Source organism: Microbacterium sp. Leaf203 (genome assembly GCF_001421275.1).
GTDB lineage: Bacteria > Actinomycetota > Actinomycetes > Actinomycetales > Microbacteriaceae > Microbacterium > Microbacterium testaceum_A.
In genome coordinates, this window is sequence record NZ_LMKF01000025.1 from 299,994 (window position 1) to 322,275 (window position 22,282).

The 22,282-nt window shown below is 69.9% G+C and carries 22 protein-coding genes and 1 tRNA gene; 7 read left to right on the forward strand and 16 right to left on the reverse strand.

The window, feature by feature from the left end; all coding sequences use genetic code 11:
• Positions 1-112 precede the first annotated feature (112 nt).
• The 4 genes from ASE56_RS11345 to ASE56_RS11360 all read left to right on the forward strand — a co-directional run bounded on the left by ASE56_RS11345 (position 113) and on the right by ASE56_RS11360 (position 3,534).
• Entirely contained in the window at positions 113-1,099 is a 987-nt protein-coding gene (locus ASE56_RS11345) for a putative oxygenase MesX (protein WP_056229886.1), read from the forward strand.
• 20 nt (positions 1,100-1,119) lie between these two features.
• Positions 1,120-2,157 carry a methionine synthase gene (locus tag ASE56_RS11350; protein ID WP_056229889.1) on the forward strand — a complete coding sequence of 346 codons (1,038 nt, stop codon included), beginning with the start codon at positions 1,120-1,122 and terminating at the stop codon, positions 2,155-2,157.
• 58 nt (positions 2,158-2,215) lie between these two features.
• On the forward strand, positions 2,216-3,256 hold the full coding sequence (locus tag ASE56_RS11355) for an aldo/keto reductase (protein ID WP_056229406.1): 1,041 nt from the start codon (positions 2,216-2,218) through the stop codon (positions 3,254-3,256).
• A gap of 92 nt (positions 3,257-3,348) precedes the next feature.
• On the forward strand, positions 3,349-3,534 hold the full coding sequence (locus ASE56_RS11360; RefSeq protein WP_056229409.1) for a hypothetical protein: 186 nt from the start codon (positions 3,349-3,351) through the stop codon (positions 3,532-3,534).
• Positions 3,535-3,572: 38 nt separating this feature from the next.
• Here the strand turns inward: ASE56_RS11360 and ASE56_RS11365 are convergent, their stop codons facing one another.
• Complete coding sequence (locus tag ASE56_RS11365) at positions 3,573-4,055, reverse strand: Lrp/AsnC family transcriptional regulator (protein ID WP_056229413.1); 483 nt, start codon at positions 4,053-4,055, stop codon at positions 3,573-3,575.
• A gap of 80 nt (positions 4,056-4,135) precedes the next feature.
• On the opposite strand from ASE56_RS11365, the gene ASE56_RS11370 reads away from it, so the two are divergent.
• From ASE56_RS11370 to ASE56_RS11380, 3 genes are all read left to right on the forward strand, one after another.
• Entirely contained in the window at positions 4,136-5,068 is a 933-nt protein-coding gene (locus ASE56_RS11370) for a DMT family transporter (RefSeq protein ID WP_056229415.1), read from the forward strand.
• A 79-nt stretch (positions 5,069-5,147) separates the two neighbouring features.
• Positions 5,148-6,737, forward strand: coding sequence for a molybdopterin-dependent oxidoreductase (locus ASE56_RS11375; protein WP_056229418.1), 1,590 nt, complete (start codon positions 5,148-5,150; stop codon positions 6,735-6,737).
• 128 nt (positions 6,738-6,865) lie between these two features.
• Positions 6,866-7,957 carry a PAS domain-containing sensor histidine kinase gene (locus ASE56_RS11380; protein WP_235556983.1) on the forward strand — a complete coding sequence of 364 codons (1,092 nt, stop codon included), beginning with the start codon at positions 6,866-6,868 and terminating at the stop codon, positions 7,955-7,957.
• Positions 7,958-7,970: 13 nt separating this feature from the next.
• Here ASE56_RS11380 and ASE56_RS11385 read toward each other — a convergent pair whose 3' ends face one another.
• From ASE56_RS11385 to ASE56_RS11455, 15 genes are all read right to left on the reverse strand, one after another.
• Complete coding sequence (locus ASE56_RS11385) at positions 7,971-8,549, reverse strand: isochorismatase family protein (RefSeq protein ID WP_056229421.1); 579 nt, start codon at positions 8,547-8,549, stop codon at positions 7,971-7,973.
• Positions 8,546-10,801 (reverse strand): efflux RND transporter permease subunit, encoded by a 2,256-nt coding sequence (locus ASE56_RS11390; protein ID WP_082450480.1) that lies wholly within the window; start codon positions 10,799-10,801, stop codon positions 8,546-8,548. Before ASE56_RS11390 ends, ASE56_RS11385 begins: the two co-directional genes overlap by 4 nt.
• 41 nt (positions 10,802-10,842) lie before the next feature.
• The gene (locus ASE56_RS11395) at positions 10,843-11,238 is read right to left on the reverse strand and encodes a hypothetical protein (protein ID WP_056229424.1); all 396 of its coding nucleotides are present in this window, start codon (positions 11,236-11,238) and stop codon (positions 10,843-10,845) included.
• A 69-nt stretch (positions 11,239-11,307) separates the two neighbouring features.
• Entirely contained in the window at positions 11,308-11,838 is a 531-nt protein-coding gene (locus tag ASE56_RS11400) for a hypothetical protein (protein ID WP_056229429.1), read from the reverse strand.
• Positions 11,839-11,959: 121 nt separating this feature from the next.
• Positions 11,960-12,032 (reverse strand) — tRNA-Thr (locus tag ASE56_RS11405).
• A gap of 65 nt (positions 12,033-12,097) precedes the next feature.
• Positions 12,098-12,769: a deoxyribose-phosphate aldolase gene (deoC, locus tag ASE56_RS11410; protein WP_056229432.1), complete on the reverse strand. Its 672-nt coding sequence runs from the start codon at positions 12,767-12,769 to the stop codon at positions 12,098-12,100.
• 61 nt (positions 12,770-12,830) lie between these two features.
• Positions 12,831-14,372, reverse strand: coding sequence for an alpha/beta hydrolase (locus tag ASE56_RS11415; RefSeq protein ID WP_235556984.1), 1,542 nt, complete (start codon positions 14,370-14,372; stop codon positions 12,831-12,833).
• Complete coding sequence (locus tag ASE56_RS11420) at positions 14,369-15,547, reverse strand: DNA polymerase III subunit delta' (protein ID WP_056229436.1); 1,179 nt, start codon at positions 15,545-15,547, stop codon at positions 14,369-14,371. Before ASE56_RS11420 ends, ASE56_RS11415 begins: the two co-directional genes overlap by 4 nt.
• A gap of 68 nt (positions 15,548-15,615) precedes the next feature.
• The gene (tmk, locus tag ASE56_RS11425) at positions 15,616-16,290 is read right to left on the reverse strand and encodes a dTMP kinase (protein ID WP_082450483.1); all 675 of its coding nucleotides are present in this window, start codon (positions 16,288-16,290) and stop codon (positions 15,616-15,618) included.
• Positions 16,287-19,139 (reverse strand): type I DNA topoisomerase, encoded by a 2,853-nt coding sequence (gene topA / locus ASE56_RS11430; protein ID WP_056229441.1) that lies wholly within the window; start codon positions 19,137-19,139, stop codon positions 16,287-16,289. Before topA ends, tmk begins: the two co-directional genes overlap by 4 nt.
• A 60-nt stretch (positions 19,140-19,199) precedes the next feature.
• Entirely contained in the window at positions 19,200-19,529 is a 330-nt protein-coding gene (locus tag ASE56_RS11435) for an Rv3654c family TadE-like protein (RefSeq protein WP_056229443.1), read from the reverse strand.
• Positions 19,529-19,807, reverse strand: coding sequence for a hypothetical protein (locus ASE56_RS11440; RefSeq protein WP_156371689.1), 279 nt, complete (start codon positions 19,805-19,807; stop codon positions 19,529-19,531). Before ASE56_RS11440 ends, ASE56_RS11435 begins: the two co-directional genes overlap by 1 nt.
• 41 nt (positions 19,808-19,848) lie before the next feature.
• Entirely contained in the window at positions 19,849-20,082 is a 234-nt protein-coding gene (locus ASE56_RS11445) for a DUF4244 domain-containing protein (protein WP_056229450.1), read from the reverse strand.
• A gap of 34 nt (positions 20,083-20,116) precedes the next feature.
• A complete protein-coding gene (locus tag ASE56_RS11450) occupies positions 20,117-21,025 on the reverse strand; it encodes a type II secretion system F family protein (RefSeq protein ID WP_082450565.1) in 909 nt (302 codons plus the stop codon).
• Entirely contained in the window at positions 21,022-22,002 is a 981-nt protein-coding gene (locus ASE56_RS11455; RefSeq protein ID WP_176786355.1) for a TadA family conjugal transfer-associated ATPase, read from the reverse strand. Before ASE56_RS11455 ends, ASE56_RS11450 begins: the two co-directional genes overlap by 4 nt.
• Positions 22,003-22,282: the final 280 nt, after the last annotated feature.

Genomic DNA, 22,282 nt, shown 5'->3' on the forward strand with positions numbered 1-22,282 from the left:
GAGGCTATACCGCGACATAGCGGCACTGTATTACCCGATGACCCGACCGAAGGCGCACGATGAGGACACGATCACCGCACGGCCCACCCCGGCCCTACCCGATTGGCTCGACATGGCGAACGACATCACGTTCCGCATCTCCACCACGCGCTTCGACGAGGACTACGCGCCCTCGGCCAGCTCGCGGATCACCACGAACTTCGCCAACCTCGCCCGGGGCGAGCACCGCCAGCAGAACCTGCGGAACGCCCTCGCGATGATCGATCGCCGTATGAACGAGCTCGTCGGCGACGACGCGGACCGCTACCGCGTCGAGCTGGACATCGTCTCGGCCGAACTCCGTTTCGACGACGACGCCGGCGACGACCGCGAGTTCCCCCTGCTCGAGGTGCTCGACATCCACGTCGTCGACACGGTCACCGGCGAGCGCCACCAGGGCATCGTCGGCAACAACTTCTCGTCCTACCTGCGCGACTACGACTTCAGCGTGCTGCTGCCGGCGGCCAACGGCGAGGGCAAGCCCTTCACGCTGCCCGAGGGTTTCGGCATCCTGCACGGCAAGCTCTTCCAGCACTTCCTCGATTCCGAGGCGTACCGCGAGCGCTACACGCAGTCCCCGGTTGTGTGCATCAGCGTGTCGACGAGCCGCGAGTACCACCGCACCGGTGTCGAGCACCCCGTACTCGGCTTCGAGTACGAGCAGGATAGCTTCAGCCTCACCGACGAGTACTTCGGCAAGATGGGCCTGCAGGTGCGGTACTTCATGCCGCAGGGCAGCGTCGCACCGCTGGCGTTCTACTTCCGCGGCGATCTTCTGGCCGACTACACCGATCTCCAGCTGGCCGGCACGGTGGCCACGATGGAGACCTTCCAGAAGATCTACCGTCCCGAGATCTACAACGCCCACGAGCCGGCGGGCGAGGTCTACCGTCCCACCCTCGCGCACGACGACTTCACCCGCACGAACATCGCGTACGACCGCGAAGAGCGCAGCCGCCTCGGCATCACCCAGGGTCGCTACACCGAGGAGCACTTCGTGAAGCCCCACCGCGCCGTGCTCGACGCGTGGCTCGTCGCCGACGCCCTCCCGACCCGATGACCTCCCCGGAGACCCGCCCCGTGAACACCCTCCTCCCCACCTCGATCGTCGGAAGCCTTCCCAAGCCCGCGTGGCTCGCCAAGCCCGAGGTGCTCTGGTCGCCCTGGGAGCTCGAGGGCGACACACTCGTCGAAGGCAAGCACGACGCCCTGCGCAGCGCCGCCACGGAGCAGGAACGCCGTGGCCTCGACATCGTCAGCGACGGCGAGCAGACCCGCCAGCACTTCGTGACGACCTTCATCGAGCACCTCGAGGGTGTCGACTTCGAGAATCGCGAGACCGTCCGCATCCGCGATCGCTACGACGCGAGCGTTCCGACCGTGGTGGGCGCGGTGAGCCGTCGCCAGCCGGTTTTCGTCCAGGATGCCGCGTTCCTCCGCCAGCAGACGGATCGCCCGATCAAATGGGCCCTGCCCGGACCGATGACGATGATCGACACGCTCGCCGATCACCACTACCGCAGCCGCGAGAAGCTCGCGTGGGAGTTCGCGACCATCCTCAACCAGGAGGCCCGCGAGCTCGAAGCGGCAGGGGTCGACATCATCCAGTTCGACGAGCCCGCGTTCAACGTCTTCTTCGACGAGATGAAGGACTGGGGAGTTGCGACCCTCGAGCGCGCCGCCGAGGGGCTGCGCGCCGAGACCGTCGTCCACATCTGTTACGGCTACGGCATCAAGGCGAACACCGATTGGAAGGCCACCCTGGGCGCCGAGTGGCGTCAGTACGAGGAGTCGTTCCCCCTGCTGCAGCGCTCGAGCATCGATACCGTGTCGCTCGAGAGCCACAACTCGCACGTGCCCATCGACCTCATCGAGCTCATCCGCGGCAAGAACGTCATGCTCGGCGCGATCGACGTCGCCAGTCACGAGGTGGAGACTCCCGAAGAGGTGGCCGACACTCTGCGGCGGGCTCTGCAGTTCGTGGATGCCGACAAGCTCATCGCCAGCTCGAACTGCGGAATGGCCCCTCTGCCGCGCCAGGTGGCGTTCGAGAAGCTGAGCGCGCTGTCGGCGGGTGCCGGCATCCTGCGCGAAGAGCTCTCGCGCGTTCTCGCCTGAGCTCCGCTGCGATCCGTGGCAGAGTCGACGGTGTCCCCCTTCACCGCCGAGGAGAACCATGCCCATCGCCGCCGATGACCCCCGCCTGACGTCCGCGTTCACGCCGTCCTCCACCCGCTACGACGACGTGCCGTTCCTGCGCGCCGGGGCGAGCGGCATCCCTCTCCCCCGCATCTCGCTCGGGCTCTGGCAGAACTTCGGCAGCGGACGCACCCTCGACTCGCAGCGCGAGATCCTGCGTCACGCCGTCGACCGGGGCGTGGTGCACATCGACCTGGCCAACAACTACGGCCCGCCCTACGGTGCCGCCGAGACGACGTTCGGCACGGTCCTCGACAGCGATCTGCGCGCGTACCGCGACGAACTGTTCCTCTCGACCAAGGCCGGCTACGACATGTGGCCGGGCCCCTACGGCGACGGCGGGTCGCGCAAGTACCTCGTTCGTTCTCTCGAGCAGAGCCTCACCCGCATGCGCACCGACTACGTCGACGTGTTCTATTCGCACCGGGTCGACCCCGAGACGCCGATCGAAGAGACGGTCACCGCGCTCGCCGACATCGTGCGCAGCGGCAAGGCGCTGTACGTGGGCATCTCGAACTACCCGGCCGAGCTCACCCGCCGCGCGCACGAGCTGCTCGCCGCCGAGGGCATCCGCCTGTTCATCCACCAGCCGCGCTATTCGCTGTTCGACCGCACGCCCGAGTCGGAGCTGTTCCCGACGCTGCGCGAGCTCTCGGTCGGAAGCGCGGTCTTCTCGCCGCTCTCGCAGGGGCTGCTGACCGCCAAGTACCTCGACGGCACGGTGCCCGCCGACTCGCGCGCGGCCGACAGCCGCTTCCTCGACGAATCGGCGCTCACCGACGACTACCTCGAGCGCATCCGCGGTATCGACGGGGTCGCTCGCGAAGCCGGACTCTCGATCCCGCAGCTGGCCGTGGCCTGGGTGCTGCGCGACCCGGTCGTCACGACCGCGATCATCGGTGCCTCGCGCCCGAGCCAGATCGACGACGCGGTCGAGGCGAGCAAGGCCACGCTGAGCGACGACGTGATCGCCGCCCTCGAGCCGTTCGCCGCCCCCTCGGGCGGGTCGCTGCGCTGACCGACGCACACCGCGGGCGTCGGCGCAAGCGGCGCGGCATCCGCCCTCCGATCGTGTGAGGTGAGATTCCACACGGCAATCGAGGAGGCGCTATGGGTGTCGCACGTTGGATCGGAACCGGAGCGGTCGCACTCGCGGGAGCGGTGCTCGCCCGGACGGCGATCGGCCGCGCGGCCGCCGCCGGAACGGTCGCCTACCGGGTCTGGAAGGACCCGAAGGTGCAGAAGATCCGCCGCAAGGTGCAGGCGAAAGTCCTCAAACAGCGCTCGCCGCGCTGAGGGATCCCGGGCCCGGGTCGCGATCGTCGACCCGGGTCTCACGTGGGCCCCGGCTCCGTCCCCAGGGGCAGGGGCGAGACGGGCTTGGTAACCCCGAACGCGAAGGTCGTGTCGATCGACGACAGCGAGGGGATCGCTCGCAGGTGCTCGCGCAGGAGCCGTTCGTACTCCTCGAAGCTCGGCGTGACGATCCGCACGAGGTAGTCCCAGTCGCCGGCGAGCAGGTGCGCCTCGACGATGTGCGGAATGGCGCGCAACCGCTCTTCGACGGCGTCCACGGTGCTTCCCTCGTGCGAGGCCAGCCGCAATCGCACGAAAGCCGTGATGGTGAGGTCCACGGCTTTCGCCGAGACGACGGCGCGGTAGCCCTCGATGACCCCGGCCTGCTCGAGGTGGCGCACACGCCGCAGACACGGCGATGGAGAGAGGCCGACGCGATCGGCGAGTTCCTGGTTCGAGAGGCGTCCGTCCTGCTGCAACTCGCGCAGGATGAGACGGTCGATGCGGTCGAGGTCCACCATGTAGCAGATTCTGCCAAAAATTAGACCGATCGAGCAATCATCGCAATCGCCTGCGGCGCCGTCCTTTCTACGCTCGCAGGGTGACGACGTTCGCTCTCTCCCTGCCTCGCGCCGTTCCACGCCGCACCCTGGTCGGCGTCGCCGCCCTGACCGCCGTCGTCATGCTGTGGTCGTCGTTCGCCCTCTCCACGCGCGCCCTCGAGGGGGCCGGACTCACCATGGCGGATGCCGCGATCGTGCGCTTCGCCGTGCCCGCGGTGGTCCTGAGCCCGTGGATCCCCCGCACGCTGCGCACCCTCCGTACCGAGCGCCCGACGGTTCTGGCTCTCGTACTGCTGGCGGGGCTGCCGCACTTCCTGCTGTTCGCCTGGGGCGCTCACCTCACCTCCGCGGCTCTCACCGGGTTGCTCGTGCCGGGAACCGTCCCTGTTTTCGTCACCCTCCTGCTGTTCCTGTGCGTCCGCCGGACGGTGTCGCGACGACGCGTACTCGCCCTCGCCGCGATCGTGGCGGGGGTGGCGGCCAGCGCCCTGTTCACCGGCGGACCGACCGGGGCCGGCGGCATCGCCGTCCTGCTGGCGGCGGGCCTCGTCTGGGCCGCGTACACCCTCGGCGTCGCCCGCACGCGCCTCGATCCCGTCGGCGTGATCGTGATCGTCTCGATCACGTCCGTGGCATCCGCTCTTCTGCTCGCGGTCACGGGGGTGCTCCCGTCCGCGTTGCTCGCCGGCACCGCCGATCTGTCGACGGTGGGAAGCTATGCCCTCGTGCAGGGGGTCGGGACGGGCCTGCTCTCGACCGCGTGCTACGTCGTCGCGGTCAAGAACCTCGGCAGCAGCCTGCCCGCCGCAGCCGGGGCCCTGAGCCCGGTCCTCACCGCCGTCGTCGCCGTCCCCCTCCTGGGAGAGTCGCTCGGCCTCGGCCTCGGGGTCGCACTGGCCCTCATCGTCACCGGGGTCGCCGTCTTCGCCCTGTCACCCGCGACGCCGAGCGGGCAGAGCACTCCGCGCTGACGGCATCCGTTCCGCCCTCCGCTCCGAAGAGAGGGGGAGACTCGTCGCGCACGCGCGAGGAGCGGAGATGAGGGATGCCATGACGACCGACACCGCGGCCCGTACCGACGAGGCCACCACGGTCCGCCGACCGCACGCCTGGATCTGGGCAGCCCTGGCCGGCATCGTCTCGGCCGCCGCCCTGCTGGCTGTCGCGGAGGCGCTCGCGGCGCTCGTCGCTCGATCGGCGAGCCCCATCCTCGCCGTCGGTTCGTTCATCGTCGACATCGTCCCGCGCCCCCTGAAAGAGCTCGCGATCACGCTGTTCGGCGAGAGCGACAAGATCGCCCTGCTCGCGGGTGTGGGTCTCGGCGCTGCCGTCGCCGCCGCCGTCGCGGGCGTGCTCGAGTACCGCTTCCGCTTCGTCGGCGTCGTCCTCCTCGGAATCGGCGGCATCCTCGCCACGGCGGCGATCATCACGCGCGCCGGGGCCGGCGCTCTCGCGTGGCTGCCCCCCGTCGTCGGCACGGTCGCGGGCATCCTCGTGTTGCTGCTGGCGATCGTGCGTCTGCGACGCTGGGTCTCGGCCGCCGTTGCGCAGAACGCCCAGGCCTCCGGCACCGATCGACGCCACTTCCTGCTGTTCACCGGCCTCACCGCGGTCGGCGCGGTCGTCGTGGGTGTCGGTGCTCGCGTCCTGAACGCCGCGACCTCGTCTGTCGCCGCCGCACGCGACGCGCTGCGGATCCCGGCCGCCCGCTCCACCGTGACCGTTCCCGAGGGCGCGAACTGGGAGATCGACGGGCTCACCCCGATCGTCACCCCCAACGGCGACTTCTACCGCGTCGACACCGCACTGACCGTCCCCAACGTCGACCCCACCACATGGCGCCTCTCCATCGAGGGCATGGTCGACAACCCCGTGGAGCTGAGCTTCGACGACCTCGTCAACATGGGCCTCGACGAGTACGGTGTGACCCTCACCTGCGTCTCCAACGAGGTCGGCGGCGGCCTGGTCGGCAACGCCATCTGGACCGGCGTCCCCATCCGCGACGTGCTGCGCATGGCCGGCGTGCAGGGAGACGCCGACATGGTGCTCTCGGAGAGCGTCGACGGGTACACGGCATCCACTCCCCTCTCGTCGCTCACCGACGACAACCTCGACGCGATCTTCGCGGTCAAGATGAACGGCGAACCGTTGCCCTTCGAGCACGGATTCCCCGTGCGCATGGTCGTCCCGGGGCTCTACGGCTACGTCTCGGCCACGAAGTGGGTCACCAAGCTGACCGTCACGCGGTTCGACAAGGACGAGGCGTACTGGACCCCGCGCGGATACTCGGCCGAAGCGCCGATCAAGATGTCGTCGCGCGTGGACACGCCCAAGATCGGCTCGCCCGTCGCCGCGGGCGCCGTGGTCGTCGCCGGCATGGCGTGGGCCCAGCCCGTCGGCGTGCAGAAGGTCGAAGTCAGCATCGACAACGGCGAATGGCAGGAGACGCAGCTCTCCACCCCCATCAACGACCAGTCGTGGGTGCAGTGGAAGTTCGACTGGACCGCCGAGGCCGGGACGCACTACATCGCGGTCCGCGCGACCGACAAGCAGGGCAACCTGCAGATCCAGGATGCGGCTCCGATCGCCCCGAACGGCTCGAGCGGGTGGCAGCGGACGCTGGTCACCGTCTCGTCGTAAGCCCGGCAGGGCAATGTCAATCGCTGTTCCCGGGCGCGTCGCGAGGGGCATGATCGCACTATGCCTTCAGCAAGCATTGCGACCCGAGCCGGTGCTTCCGCATGACCACGGTCCCCAATGAGCCCCCTGTGTCCCCCGCCCCTCCCGGCGTCGACCCCGACCATCCGTTGACGAGCATCCGACGCTCCATTCCGCGCGACTGGGACGAGCAGGTCGACCTCTTCGCGATCGTCAAGCTCGACAGCGGCGGGTTCGTCCGCGGGTGGAACCTCGGAGCGGAACGCATCAAGGGGTACAGCGAGGACGAGATCCTCGGCTCGCACTTCTCGCGCTTCTACCGCGAAGAGGACCGACGGCGCGGCAAGCCCGACCAGCTGCTCGCTGCCGCCCAACGCGACGGCCACGTCGAAGACACCGGCTGGCGCGTGCGCAGCGACGGCTCGGAGTTCTGGGCGCGGGTGACGATCTCGGCCATCCGCACCGACCAGGGTCAGGTCCTCGGTTTCGTCAAGATCGTGCGCGATCTGACGACCGAGAAGCAGGAAGCGGATGAGCGCCAGTCCCTGCAGCGCACCTTCGCGCACGACCTTCTCTCGCCGGTCACGGCTCTCCGTGGCTACCTCGACCTGATCGGCGAGGAGCTGCCCCCTGACCACCGCCTCCTGCGCCTCGCCGGCGAGGCGAGCGACCACATCGTCGCCATGGCCCAGGCCCTCATGGCCGACGTCAACACCGCCGCCGAGCGGGGACGGCGGCGCGCGAGCCTCGACCTCATCGCCCGCGGAGCCGTCTCACTCGTCCTGCCGGGCGATGCGCCCGGCCGCGTCGTGTTCGGTCAGATGGATGCCGTTCCCATCTGGGGCGATGTGCTCGGACTCCGACGCGCGATCGCCAACGTGCTCGAGAACGCCGCGAAGTACTCCGACGACCTCATCGAGGTCGACGTCTTCGAAACCGACGAGGGGGCCGTGGTGCGCGTGCGCGACCGAGGTCGTGGCATCCATCCCGACGATCTCGCCTCGATCACGCAGGAAGGCAACCGAGGTCGGCTCGCGGATGCCGGCGACGGGGGACGAGGGATCGGGCTCGCGAGCGTGCAGCGCATCGTGGGTGCACACGGCGGAACGGTGCGCATCACGAGCGCACCGGGTGAGGGGACGAGCGTCTCCCTCACAGTCCCCCGCGCCGACGACGAGGTCGACCCGGTTCGGATCGACTGAACCCGGTCTCGCCTCAGGAGCCCGCGGTCGAGAGCTCCGCGCCCGCAGCCTCGATCTCGGCCAGGGCCGCCGCGCTGGCGTCGGGATGCACACCCGCGACCAGGTCGGTGAGAACGCGCACGCGGCGTCCCGCGCCGATCGCATCGAGGGCGGACGCGCGCACGCAGTAGTCGGTCGCGATGCCCACCACGTCGATGTCCCGGATGCCGTGGACCTCGAGCAGCTGCGCCGCGGTCTCGCCCGCATCGGTGACGCCCTCGAACAGCGAGTAGGCGGGCTTGCCCTGCCCCTTCTTGAGATGGTGCGTCACCCGCGAGGTGTCGAAGACCTCGTCGTACTCGGCACCGAAGGTGCCGCCCACGCAGTGCACCGGCCACGTATCGACGAAGTCGGGGCTGTCCGAGAAGTGGCCGCCGTTGTCGTCGTCGCCGTGATGCCAGTCCCGCGACGCGACGATGAGCGCGTACTCATCGGCGTGCACGGCGAGGTAGCGCGAGATGCGTTCGGCGACCGCGTCACCGCCCTCGACGCCCAAGGCGCCGTGCTCGGTGAAGTCGTTCTGGACATCGACGATGAACAGGGCGCGCGTCATGCGTCGAGCCTACGCTCCGCGGCATCCGTCCGCCCGAGCTTCGAGGGCCACCAGATGCGCCGGCCGAGGTCGTACGCCAGAGCGGGCACCAGCAACGAGCGCACCACGAAGGTGTCGAGCAGCACACCGAAGGCCACGATGAAGGCGATCTGCGCGAGGAAGAGGATCGGGATGACCCCGAGAGCCGCGAACGTCGCCGCCAGCACGAGCCCCGCCGAGGTGATCACTCCGCCCGTGGCGACGAGGCCACGCAAAATCCCGGCACGCGTACCGTGCGCGAGGGACTCCTCCCGCACCCTCGACATCAGGAAGATGTTGTAATCCACACCCAGCGCGACGAGGAAGACGAAGCCGTACAACGGCACCGCCGGATCCGCGCCCGGGAAGCCCAAGATGCCGTCGAACACCAGGGCACTGACGCCCAGCGCCGCCCCGAACGACACGATGACGGTCCCGATGAGGATGAGGGGGGCCACGATCGAGCGCAGCAGAGCCATGAGGATCAGCAGGATGACGGCGAGAACGATCGGGATGATGAGCGTCCGATCACGGATCGAGGTGTCGATCGAGTCGATGTCGGTGGCGGTGACACCGCCCACCAGGGCGGTGCCCTCGCCGAGCTCGGTGGTGAGATCGGCGCGGAGCTGACGGACGGTCTCGTCCGCCGCCGGTGAATCGGCCGTATCCGCCAGGGTCGCGGCCAGCAGGACGTCGCCGTCCGCGACGGTCGGGGCGGGCGCGGGCGTCCCGGGCGCACCGAAGGCCGTCGTCTGGAGAGCTCCGTCGGATACGCTCACCGGCGACTGCCCACCGGGGGCGTCGGCGCTGAGCACCGCGACCGCGTCGACTCCCGACGCGCTCTGAAGGACGGTCGCCGCCCGAGCGGCGTCCTGTTCGGGGACGAGAACGTACGCCGGGCTGCCCGAGCCGCCCGGGAAGTGCTCGGCGAGGGCGGCTTGACCGTCGCGCGCCTCGGACGCCCCCAGAACGAGGTCGCTCGCCGGCACGCCGTCGGCGCGCAGCTGGGTGACACCGACGCACGCGGCGAGGAGGACGAGCGTGCACACGATCCACACCGGCCGGGCCCGGCGGGCGACGAAGCGCGCCTGGCGCGACCAGAACCCCTTCGCTGGCTGCGTGAGGTCGGCCGGCAGGGCCGACTGACCGGGCTTCGGCAGGAACGGCCAGAACGCCGCCCGGCCGACCAACGCCAGGAGAGCGGGAAGGAAGGTCAGCGCCGACAGAACGGCGAAGGCGATCCCGATGGACGCGATGGGCCCGAGGGCACGGTTGGTCGCCAGATCGGACAGCAGCAGGCAGAGGAGCCCGGCGATCACGGTGCCCCCCGAAGCCAGGATGGGCTCGAACGCTCCCTTCCACGCCCGGACCGTGGCATCCCACCGCGGACGTCCCTCGCCGATGGCCTCGCGGAAGCGTGCGACGTACAGGAGGGCGTAGTCGGTGGCCGCGCCGATGACGAGGATGAACAGGATCCCCTGGACCTGACCGTTGAGGACCACGATGCCGGCGAAAGCGAGCCACCACACGGTCAGCAGGGCCACGCAGAGGGCGAAGACCGAGGTCAGCAGCACCAGGATCGGCAGCAGCGGTGAGCGGTACACGATGACGAGGATGACGAAGACGGCCACCATCGCGACGATCAGCAGAAGGCCGTCGATGCCGAGGAAGCCCTTCACGAGATCGGCGGTGAACCCGGCCGGGCCCGTGACCCACGCCTCGACGCCCGCCGGGACCTCGGCGGACACCTTCTCGCGCACCTGCTCGACGACGTCGCGCACTTCACCGGAGCTGTCGATAGGTACGAAGATCTGCGCGGCCTGACCGTCCTCCGAGACCACGGGAGGCGACGCGTCACCCGAGACGCCGTCGACGGCGGCGAGGTCCGTCGCGAGGGTCTGCAGTGCGGTCACCTGTGCATCGCTGAGCGCGGAGCCGTCAGCGGTCGAGGCGACGACGATCGCGGGGATCGTGTCACTCCCGGTGAAGTCGGTCAGGCGCTCGCTCACTCGCGTCGCGTCGGCCGACTGCGGCAGGAAAGAGGACTGATCGTTCGTCGCGACCTGGTCGACCTTGCCGAAGAAGGGACCGCCGATCGAGCCGCCCACCACCCAGAGCAGAACGAGCAGGCTGGGGATGCCGACCCTCAGCCACCGCGAGACGCGCGGGGCGTTCGTCGATCGGCGGGTGCGTCCGCGGGAGGAGCGGCGAGTTGAAGCAGGCGAAGCGGACATATAGCTAGCTTATCTAGCAATACGTGCTTCGCGCCAGTCCGTCACCCGCGCGCGAAGAGCACCACGATCGACACGACGAACGCCACCGCACCCAGAGTCAGCACCCCGGCCGCCAGCAGGGAGACGAAGCGCACCAGCGGAGAAGAGCGCGTCAGCCGCATGCGATCGACGCGGCCCCGGCGGTAGAAGATGTCGGCCATGTCGGCCGCCCCGATCTTCGCGTCGTCGTGGGCCGAGAGCGGAGCCTCATTCACTCCCCCGTCGGCGTCGAACCACCGCACGACGCGGCCCCCGTCGACATGCTCGACCACGGCGCGAGTCGGCAACCACGTGCCATCGGCCAGAAGCAGGAAGACCGCGACGAAGGCGAGCAGAAGACCGCCACCCAGACCCACCCACGTGAAGATCTCGATGACGGCATCGAGGGCGTTCGACACGGGGGCTCCAGCAGGGTTCGACGGGCGGAGGACAGCCGTCACGCGGACGCGGAACGAGGCGGGTTCAGCCTATCGGGCGAGGTCGGGCCGAACCTCTCGAGCCACCGTCCCGAGGGCCTCGAGCCGTCGGGTCGCGCGCAACGCGATGACCAACGGCACCGCCGCCACGACACCGAACGAGATGTCGATGAGCTGCCAGCCGAGCGGGAGACCGCGGATCGCCCCCGCGATGAGCGCCAACGGAATGATCCCCGCGCACGCGACGAGCCCCCACTGGAGGACGAACACGTTGCGAACCGGATCGCGCCACGGGCCGATGAAGGCGACGGCGATCAGCAGATGGGCGAACGCCAACCAGTCGGTGCCGTAGGCGATGAACGGGAACGCCGCGGCCGTGGCATCCAGTCCCTCCCCCACCCGATCCACCCAGCCGACCGCCTCCGGAGCGAAGGCCGCGACCCCGAGCCCGCGCAGGATCTGGCGACCGAGGGCGAGCTCTTCGCGCAGCGGGAAGGCGGTCAGGCCGCTGACGGCGAGTCCCGCGATGACGATCGCGAGGCAGACCCGGATGCGACGGATGAGAGCGGTTCGTTCGTTCATGGCCCCCCGTTCGATGCCGACCCCTGGGGCGAGCGTACGACCGAGCGCGTGCGCGACGCGGCGAAATGCTCCACCGACGAAGAAAGGCCCCCACCCGGTGGAAGCGGGTGAGGGCCTTCGGAGCCGCCTAAGGGAATCGAACCCTTGACCTATTCATTACGAGTGAATCGCTCTGCCGTCTGAGCTAAGGCGGCATGTGCGCGCTGGAGCGTGCACGATCATCGATCTTACATGCTCCAGCGCGTGCTCAGGTACGCGCTCAGTAGTCGCCGGCGGCGGTGCGGTCCGCGAGGATGTCACGACTCGACGACAACCCCAGACGCGTGGCGCCCGCGGCGATCATCTCTTCGGCGGCCGCGCGCGTGCGCACTCCCCCGGATGCCTTGACCTCGGCGCGGTCGCCGACCGTGCGCTTCATCAGCTCGACCGCGTGGACGCTCGCGCCACCGGCGGGGTGGAAACCGGTCGACGTCTTGACGAAATCGGCGCCCGCGTTCACTGCCGCCTCGCAGACGGCGACGATGGCCTCGTCGCTCAGCGCGGCGGATTCGATGATGACCTTGAGGACGGTCGGCGCGGGGGCCGCGGCCCGGACGGCGCGGATCTCGGACTCGACGATGTCGTAGCGACCCTCGATCGCGGCGCCCACATCGATGACCATGTCGATCTCGTCGGCACCCTGCGCGACCGACAGAGCGGCCTCGGCGGCCTTGACCTCGGCGTGGTGCTTTCCGCTCGGGAAGCCGCACACCACGGCGAGCTTGAGCCCCTCCGGCAGCTGCACCGGCAGGAACGAGGGCGAGATGCACACGCTGTAGGTGCCGAGCTCGGCGCCTTCGGCGATGAGGCGCTCGACGTCGGCGCGGGTGGCCTCGGGCTTGAGCAGCGTGTGGTCGATGTAGGTCGCCAGGTCGGCGATGGGCGCGGTCATGGGGGTCTCCTCGGGGTATGACGTCTTCAGCCTAGGCGCGCGGGCGGCAGGGAGCGGGGCGCTACTCGCAGCGCAGCCCCTCGGCGGGCACGGTGCCGTCGACCAGGTAGTCGTCGACGGCCGAGTTCACGCAGTCGTTGCCCTTGTTGTAGGCGAGGTGCCCCTCGCCCACGTAGGTCACGAGCACACCCTGCGAGAGTTGACCGGCGAGGGCCTGCGCCTCGGCGTACGGGGTCGCCGGGTCTCCCGTCGTGCCGAGCACCACGATGGGCGGCGAGCCGGGGGCGGTGATCGCCTGGCGCGTGCCCGTCGGTGGGGCGGGCCACGCGGCGCACGCGTCGGGGCCCAGCCAGTAGGGGGCGACCACCGGGGCCTTCTGCTGCAGCTCTTTCTCGATCTGCGGGTTGTCCTCGTCGCCCTCGTCGGGATAGTCGACGCAGTTGTACGCCCGCAACGCCTGCATCGTGTTGTCCTGGTACTGACCGCCGACACGACCGTTGTAGAAGTCCGCGAGTTGGAAGGCGACGGAGGCATCGCCGTTCTGCGCCCCGGTGAGAGCCATGCGCAGGTAGGGCCAGTTCTGGTCGCTGTACAGTGCCGCCACGATCGAGGTCACGAGGGTGTCCGCGCCGAGCCGCCTCCCGTCGGGGCCCGTCAGCGGGCGGGCGTCGACGCGTTCCAGCAGCGACGAGAGATCGTTCATCGCGTCGTCGACGGAACCGGTGAACGGACAGTCCGAGTTTTCGAGGCAGTCCGCCATGAAAGCGCGCAGGGCATTCTCGAACCCGACCGCCTGGGCGATACCGCTCGCGCTGCTCGGCAGGCTGGGGTCGATTCCCCCGTCCAGGACCATTCGCCCGACACGATCGGGGAAGAGCCCCGCGTACGTCGTGCCGAGGAACGACCCGTACGAGAAGCCGAGGTAGTTCAGCTTCTTGTCCCCCAGGACGCCACGCAGCAGGTCCATGTCGCGCGCGGCGTTCTCGGTGGAGACGTAGGGAAGGATGCCGTCACTGTTGGCCTGACACGCCTGCGCGAAGTCGGCCTGGCGCTTCTCGAGCGCGGCGTTCCACTCGTCGCTGCCGCGCGTACCCGGGGGGATGTCGTAGAGGAACGAATCCATGCCCGCCGCGTCGTAGCAGGTGACCGGTGCCGACTGGCCCACCCCGCGAGGGTCGAAGCCGATGATGTCGTACGTCTTCGTCAGCGTCTCGTCGGCCACGAGCGACAGGGAGTCGCGCACGGTGGACACACCGCTCACACCGGGGCCCCCGGGGTTCGTCAGCAAAGAGCCCAGCGGCTGGCCCGACGTCGCCCGATGCCGGATCACCGACAGCGTGAGGTCGCCGGCCGACGGATCGGCGTAGTCGCGGGGCGCGGTGACCGTCGTGCAATCGAAACCGGCCGAGCCGCAGCCGGTCCAGGTGAGCGTCTGCCCGTAGTAGGGCAGGAGCGACGCGTCGATGCCCTCGGTCTGCGGTGCGAGTGACGGCCCGACCGCGGGAGCCAGGGGAGGGATCTGGGCGTACAGACAGCCCGACAGGGCGAGGGCGAGACCCGCGACGCCCGCGATGACGGCGGCGAGACGACGGCGGACGCTCACGGAGCGGATCCGTTGGCGACGGTGATCATAAGACTCTCCAGGGCCAGCAGCGGGGCGGCGTTCTGCTCGAGGTTGCGGCGGGTGACCGAGATGCGGTCGAGGACTCCCAGCGTGCGCGTGGGAGACCACTCCCCGGCGAGGGCGCGGAGCGCGTCGAGGCGTTCGCTGTTGACCAGGTCGCCGTCGCGGCCGTACTGGATCATCACGACATCGCGGAAGAGCGACTGCAGGTCGGTGAGCACGCGGTCGATACCGTCGCGCAGGCTGCGGGTCGCCCGGCGCTTCTGGTCGTCTTCGAGGGCGTTCACCTGACCGCGGACCGACGGCGGCACCGCAGCCCCCTCGGCGACGCCGAGCATGCGCAGAAGCAATCGGCGCTCTTCTTCGTCGCGGGTGGCGGTGAGGGCCTTGGCGTCATCGGTGGCCAGCCGCACGATGCGTCCGGCCACATCGACGGCGTCGCCGATCCCGCGGACGGCGAGCACCGCCGCGAGGGTTTCGGCGCGGCGGCCGCGAGCGTCGTCGTCGGTCGCGAGGCGCTGCGCCATGCCGATGTGGCGCTGCGCGTGGCGTGCGGACTCCTCCGCGATGTCGGGGCTCACTCCCGTGCGTTCCACGATCAGGGCGGCGACATCGGCGACCGACGGCTCGCGCAGACGCAGGACGCGCACGCGCGAGCGGATGGTCGGCAGCAGGTCGGCGTCGCTGGGTGCACACAGCACCCAGACGGTCTTCTCGGGCGGCTCCTCGAGGGCCTTGAGCAGCACGTTCGAGGTGCGCTCGGCCATCCGGTCGGCGTCTTCGACGACGATCACGCGGTGACGACCGAGCGAGGGGGCGAAAGAGGCGCGCTCGACGAGTCGACGCGCCTCGTCGATGCGGATCACGACCTGCTCGGTGCGCAGGGCGGTGAGATCGGGGTGGGTCCGGGCGAGCACCTGGCGTTGCGCGTTCTCGTCACCCGGATCGGCGATGAGAGCGGCGGCGAACGCGTAGGCCAGGGTGGACCGCCCCGAACCGGGAGGTCCGGTGATGAGCCACGCGTGCGCGAGCGCCGAGGGGTCGGATGCCGCGGCCTGCAGCGTCTGCACGGCCTCGTCTTGCCCCCACACGGCGTCCCAGGGGAACGACGCCGTACCGGCGGCGGACGCGGACGGATCGAGGGCGACGGACATGGGCTCCAGCCTAATCGGGGGGTCGGACACGGCCGCTGGCGGTCGGCTGTGCATCGACCACGCTCGCCTCAGCCGAGGTGCTCCTGCATCGCCGCGCGCACCTGACCCGCCAGCATGTCCGGCGCCTGTGTGGCATCGAGCACGAGGAAGCGGTGGGGCTCGGCGGCGGCCAGGGTGAGGAAGCCGGCGCGCACGCGCGCGTGGAACTCGCTCTTCTCCGCTTCGAGACGGTCGAAGGGCTTGTCGTCCGCGTCCAGGCGACGGCGCGCCGCGGCGGGGTCCAGGTCGAGCAGCACGGTGAGATCGGGCAGGAGCCCGCCGGTCGCCCAGAGCGACAGGGCGCGGATGTCATCGGCATCCAGGACACGACCGGCGCCTTGATAGGCGACGGAGGAATCGAGGTACCGGTCCTGGATCACGACGTCGCCGCGCGCGATGGCGGGCTGGACGACGGTCTCGACATGATGGGCACGGTCGGCCGCGTAGAGCAGCGCCTCGGCGCGGGCGGCGATGTGACCGCGGTGGTGCAGGACGATGTCGCGGATGCGCACTCCCACGTCGGTGCCACCGGGCTCGCGCGTGCGAACGACGTTCCGGCCACCGGAGCGCAGCCAGTCCTCGAGCATCGAGGCTTGAGTGGTCTTGCCGGCGCCGTCCCCACCTTCGAAGGTCACGAACAGGCCGGGCCCCCCGGCCGCGGACGCCCGAGGGAGAGTCAGCGGCCGGGTGCGGTCGTCGGTCACGAGTTCTTCGCCGGGGCCTTGCGCGTGGTCGTCGCCCGCGGGGCGGCGGTCTTGGCGGCCGTCGTCTTGGCGGCCGCCGTCTTGGTGACAGCCGTCTTCGCCGCGGTGGTCTTCGCCGTCGTCTTGGCCGCCGTGGTCTTGGCGGCCGTGGTCTTGGCGGCCGTGGTCTTCGCGGGGGCCTTTCGCGCTGCGGTCTTCTTCGGCGCGGGACCCTTGGCGCGCTTGTCGGCGATCAGCTCGACGGCGCGCTCGAAGGTGATCGCCATCGCGTCTTCGCCGCGGGGGACAGTGGCGTTGGTCTCGCCGTCGGTGACGTAGGGACCGAAGCGACCGTCCTTCAGCTTGAGGGGCTTGCCGCTGACGGGGTCGGCGTCGAACTCCTTCAGAGCGCTCGAGGCCCGGCGGGCGCCGTACTTCGGTTCGGCGTACTTCGCGAGCGCCTGGTCGAGCGTGATGTCGAAGATCTGCTTCTCGTCGTCGAGCGACCGGGAGTCGGTGCCCTTCTTGAGGTAGGGACCGAAGCGACCGTTCTGCGCGGTGATCTCCTCACCCGAGGCGGGGTCGGTACCCACGACGCGGGGAAGGGAGAGCAGCTGCAGGGCCGTATCGAGATCGACCGTGTCGACGGACATCGACCGGAAGAGCGAGGCGGTCCGAGGCTTCGGGGCCGCTTCCTTCTTGGCTCCGCGCTTCTTGGGGGCCTCGACGACCTCGCCCGTGGCCTGGTCGACCTCTTCGGGCTCCTCGGCGTCGACCTCTTGCACGTAGGGGCCGAAGCGTCCGTCCTTCACGACGACGAGCTTGCCGTTCTCGGGGTTCTCGCCCAGCACCCGGTCGCCGGCCACGGGGGCGTCGATGAGCTCCTGCGCCTTCGCGGGCGTGAGCTCGTCGGGCGCGAGGTCCTCGGGGATGTTGACGATGCGCGGCTTGGCGTCGGGGGCGGCCGTGGGATCGGTCGCCTCGAGGTACGGGCCGTACTTTCCGAAGCGCAGCGTGGCCGTGTCGGTGATGCGCGTCGAGTTGAGCTCGCGAGCGTCGATCTCGCCGAGGTTGTCGACGATGTGACGCAGTCCCACCTGCTTCTCGGAGCCGAAGTAGAACGACTTCAGCCACTCGGTGCGGCGCTGCTCGCCACGCGCGATGGCGTCGAGATCGTCTTCGAGGGCGGCGGTGAAGTCGTAGTCGACGAGGTCGGCGAAGTGCTCTTCGAGGAGGCGGACGACGCTGAACGCGAGCCAGCTGGGCACGAGCGCCTGACCACGCTTGCTGACGTACCCACGGTCGAGGATCACACCGATGATGCTGGCGAAGGTAGACGGGCGACCGATCCCCTTCTCTTCGAGGGCCTTGACCAGGCTGGCCTCGGTGTACCGCGGCTTCGGAGAGGTGCTGTGCCCCTTGGGCTCGACATCGCTGACCGACAGCGTGTCGCCCACGGCGACCGCCGGCAGCGACTGGTCGGCATCGTCGTCGTTGCGCTTCTCGTCGGCGCCTTCTTCGTAAGCCTCGAGGAACCCCTTGAAGGTGTAAACGGTTCCGGATGCCGTGAACTCGGCGACCTGGGCACCGGCCTTGACCGTGAGCGTGACGGTCGTCGTCTCGTACTTGGCATCCGCCATCTGGCTCGCGACGGTGCGCTTCCAGATCAGGTCGTACAGCTTCTGCTCGTCGCGATCGAGCGAGGACGCGAGCGACGCGGGCGTGCGGAAGGTCTCGCCCGAGGGACGGATGGCCTCGTGCGCCTCCTGCGCGTTCTTCGACTTGCTTTTGTAGACGCGCGGGTTCGCGGGAACGGCCTTGTCGCCGTAGAGAGCGACGGCCTGAGCACGCGCTGCCGAGATGGCCTGCCCCGAGAGGGCGACCGAGTCGGTACGCATATAGGTGATGAAGCCCTTTTCGTAGAGTCGCTGGGCGACGCCCATGGCGTGCTTGGCGCTCATCGAGAGCTTGCGGCCGGCCTCCTGCTGCAGCGTGGAGGTCGTGAAGGGGGCGCGCGGGCTGCGCGTGCCGGGCTTCGCCTCGACCTTGGCGACGGTCGCCGTGCCGGCGGCGGTGATCGCGTCCGCGAGTGCGCGTGCCTGCGCCTCATCGAGGACCACGACCGCCTTCTTGAGCTGGCCGTTGTCGTCGTAGTCGCCGCCGCGCGCGATGGGCGCGCCGTCGAGACGGTTCAAGCGCGTGGTGAACGAGGAGCCGGACTGCGACGCGAGTGCCTCGACGTCCCAGTACGAGGCCGAGACGAAAGCCATGCGCTCGCGCTCGCGCTCGACGACCATACGGGTGGCCGCGGACTGCACGCGACCGGCGCTGAGGGCCGTGCCTTCGCGGCCCGAGCCGACCTTGCGCCACAGAACGGGCGAGACGTCCCAGCCGTAGAGCCGGTCGAGCACGCGGCGGGTCTCTTGCGCGTCAACGAGCGAGACGTCAAGTTCGCGGGTGTGCTCGGCGGCCTCTTTGATGGCGTCCTTGGTGATCTCGTGGAAGATCATGCGACGCACGGGGACCTTGGGCTTGAGGACCTCGAGGAGGTGCCATGCGATGGCTTCGCCTTCGCGGTCACCATCAGTGGCGAGGAGGACTTCGTCGGCCGTCTTGAGGGCGCGCTTGAGCTCGGCGACGGTCTTCGTCTTGCGGTCGTTGACCACGTAGAAGGGGTCGAAGTCGTTCTCGACGTCGATGGAGTACTTGCCGTACGCCGCCTTCTTGTCGGCCGGGATCTCTTTCTTCGACGCGAGGTCGCGAATGTGACCGACCGAGCTGAGCACCTCGTAGTCGTCGCCGAGGTATCCCTGGATCGACTTCATCTTCGTCGGGGACTCGACGATGACGAGCTTCTTTCCGTTTGCCACTGGGGTCCTTTCGTCGATGCACACCATACACACGCCTCCCTGTTCGGGTTCCGGGAGGTCTCACGGGCTCGACCGTTCGGGGGGTCCGGCCCGCGAGCGCGCATCGAATGAAATCCCACCGTACGCCCCACCGACGGTGATGGTGGCGACCAGGCCCTCGACATCGCACTCTCGCAGGGTCGCTTCCCCCGCCGAAGCGACCCGTGCGGCCTCGTCGCACGGCACCCCCGATACTGCCCCGCTGGCCGCATCCGCCGCAGCCAGGGCGGCGGCATCCGCGGTCCCCGCGAGTCGTTCGGCGGCGACCGCGGCACCGCCGACGACGGCCAGGGCGACCGCGAGACCGGCGACCACAGAGATCACTCCGAGGGTCGACACGCTCGCGGGCATCAGCGACCTCCGTCGAGGGCGCAGGCGCGCGCCGAGACCGGAGGGAGGGGCAGGCCCATCGGCACGCGAGCAGACGCTCGTACGCAGACCACTCCGCCGCCGCGGTCCACCGACGCCGTCGCCCCCACCTCTGCCAGCCGCTGCAGGGCGGCGTCGTCGCCCCTGCCGAGCAGACGCGCGGCCTCGGTGGTGAGCTGTTGCACCCGTACCGTGGTCGCGAACGACGCGAGGACGCCGGCCCCGAGGACCAGGACGACCAGAACGGCGGGCAGAGCCACCGCGAACTCCGCCGTGACCGCCCCGCGCTCCCCCAGCCTTCTCATTGAACAGTCAGCGCGCGACGCACGAGATCGGTGAGGATCCCCCGCACCTCGTCGCTGCGCATGATCATCACGAGCAGGCCCGCGAAGGCGACAGCCGCCATGGTCGCGATGGCGTACTCGGCGGTCGCCGCGCCCCGCTCGTCGAGGAACAGGGCGCCCGCGCGTGCGCTGGTCAAGGGCGGCAGATCGACGGGGCCGCGCTTCGAGACGGGTCGAGGGGATCGGATCATGGAACTACTCCTTCTTCTGTGTGGACGATCGAGGTCACGGCAGTGCCGTGGAGCGGAGGACCGCGAGCGCGGCAGGGACGACGGCGATGAGCAGGAACGCCGGCAGCGTGCAGAGCCCGAGCGGCACGAGCAGGCGGGTGGAGAGTCTCGCCGCAGCCACCCGACCGTCGGTTCGGGACCGGTACCGCGCGATCCACGCGTCCCCCCGCAGGAGTTCGGCCGCGGGCACTCCCGCTCGGGTCGCCAGGTCCAGCGTCTCGGCGACGGCGGTGCGGTTCATCGTGCCGACGCCCAGACCTTCGATCAGTCCGCGGGCCCGGTCGATCGACACGCCAGCCGAAAGGGCGACCGCCCAGAGCTCGGCCTCGAGTCCCGGGATCACCGGAGGGGGCTGAGCCCGGCGGGACAGCCTGCGCATCCAGACGTACGCTGCACCCATCAGGCCGAGCCCGAGGGCGAGGCATCCTTGCCCGAGCGGATCCCGGAGCAGAACACCGACGGGGTCGAAGCCGAGAAGACCGCCCAGAGGGATGCCGACGAGGGGAAGCCACCCGAGGAGCCGGGCCGTGGCGACCGGCTCCGCGAGAGCGACGCGGATGTCGGCCGAAACCTCCACCGCGTCACGGAGGGCGCCCACGACCGAGCGCAGGGCATCGGACAGCGGCGCTCCCGTGGCTACGGCCACGCTCCAGATCGCGGCGGTCCCGCTCCACGACTCACCCGCCGCTCGGAGGACGCCACCGACATCCGCCCCACGGGCAGCGGCGTCGGCTGCCGCGCTCAGCGTGGGGTCGCCGCCCTCTGCCAGGTATCTCCACGCGTACGCCGGGGCTGTTCCCCCGGACAGCAGGACGGCGAGGCGGAGAACCGTCTCGATCGGATCAGCGGTCCGAGGGTCGCGTCGCGCGCGAAGATGCGGCGTCCTCGAGCCGTGAGCGCTCACGTCCACTTCTCCGGCTCGATTCGGAGACGCCCCTCGTGCACGACGGGTCGTCCCCACCCGGTGACGCGACGTCGCCCGGCGATCCGTTCGACGTACACGACGGCGTCGATGGCCCCGGCACTTTGCCGCGCGCAGGTCTCGGCATCCATTCCGGCGAGCGCTGCCAGGGCTTCCAGTCGCGCCGAGACGTCGACGAGGCTACTCGCGTGGAGCGTCCCCGCTCCCCCGTCGTGCCCGGTGTTCAACGCCATCAGCAGTTCGCGGATCTCCTCTCCGCGACACTCCCCCAGCACCAGCCGGTCGGGACGCATGCGCAGGGCCTCCCTGACCAGCCGCGAGAGGGAGATGCCGCCGGCGCCCTCGATGTTGGCCTGCCGCGCCTCGAGCGCGACGTGATGCGGGTGGTCGGGGTGCAACTCCGCCACCTCCTCGATCGTGATGATGCGCTCGGTCGATGGCACCCGCGACAGCAGAGCAGCCAGGAGCGTGGTCTTGCCCGCGCCCGTCGCGCCGGCGATGAGGGTGTTCTCGCGTCGATCGACGAGACGTTCGAGCCTGTCCCGCTGGCGCGCTGAGAACATCCCCGCGCGCTGGAGAGCCTGCAGGTCGGGCCGCGCGAACGCCGGCACGCGGACGGAGATACTCGTGCCGCTCGCGGCCACGGGGGCGAGCACGGCGTGTACTCGCACGCCCCGATCGAGCCGGACGTCGACGCAGGGCGTGGCGTCGTCCAGGTGCCGCCCGCCGAGCGCGATGAGGCGGACCGCGAGGCGGCGGACCTCGGTCTCGGACGCCCGCCACGAAGGCACATGCTCGATGCCGTCACCGCGATCGACGAAGAGCCCCCGATCGCCGTTGACGAAGAGATCGGTCACGCGAGGGTCGTCGAGGAACGGACGCAGGAACGCCACCGCCGGGTCGGGGGCGTCGACTGTCGCGGGGTCGAGGCCGCTGCAGGGCGGGGCGAGGGAGGTCACGACGACGACCGTAGGGTCGGGCCGGATCGATCCGCGGGCCCGCAGAAGCGATCAGTGGATTCGCCGCGAAGATCCCCACCTGTGGAGGAGCGAGCGACGAGAACGTCGCTCGAATCGTCATCGGGGAGGAACTCCGCCGGAAAAAGAAGGGGGCGGCATCCCTACAGTGGGGGGCGAGGGATGCCGCCACGCGCCGGGGAAAAATTGGGGGGCTCCCCCCGACGCGAGTGCCGGAAGCGATGTTCGGGCGCTAGCTAGAGTACGCGTGCAGGTGAGTCCG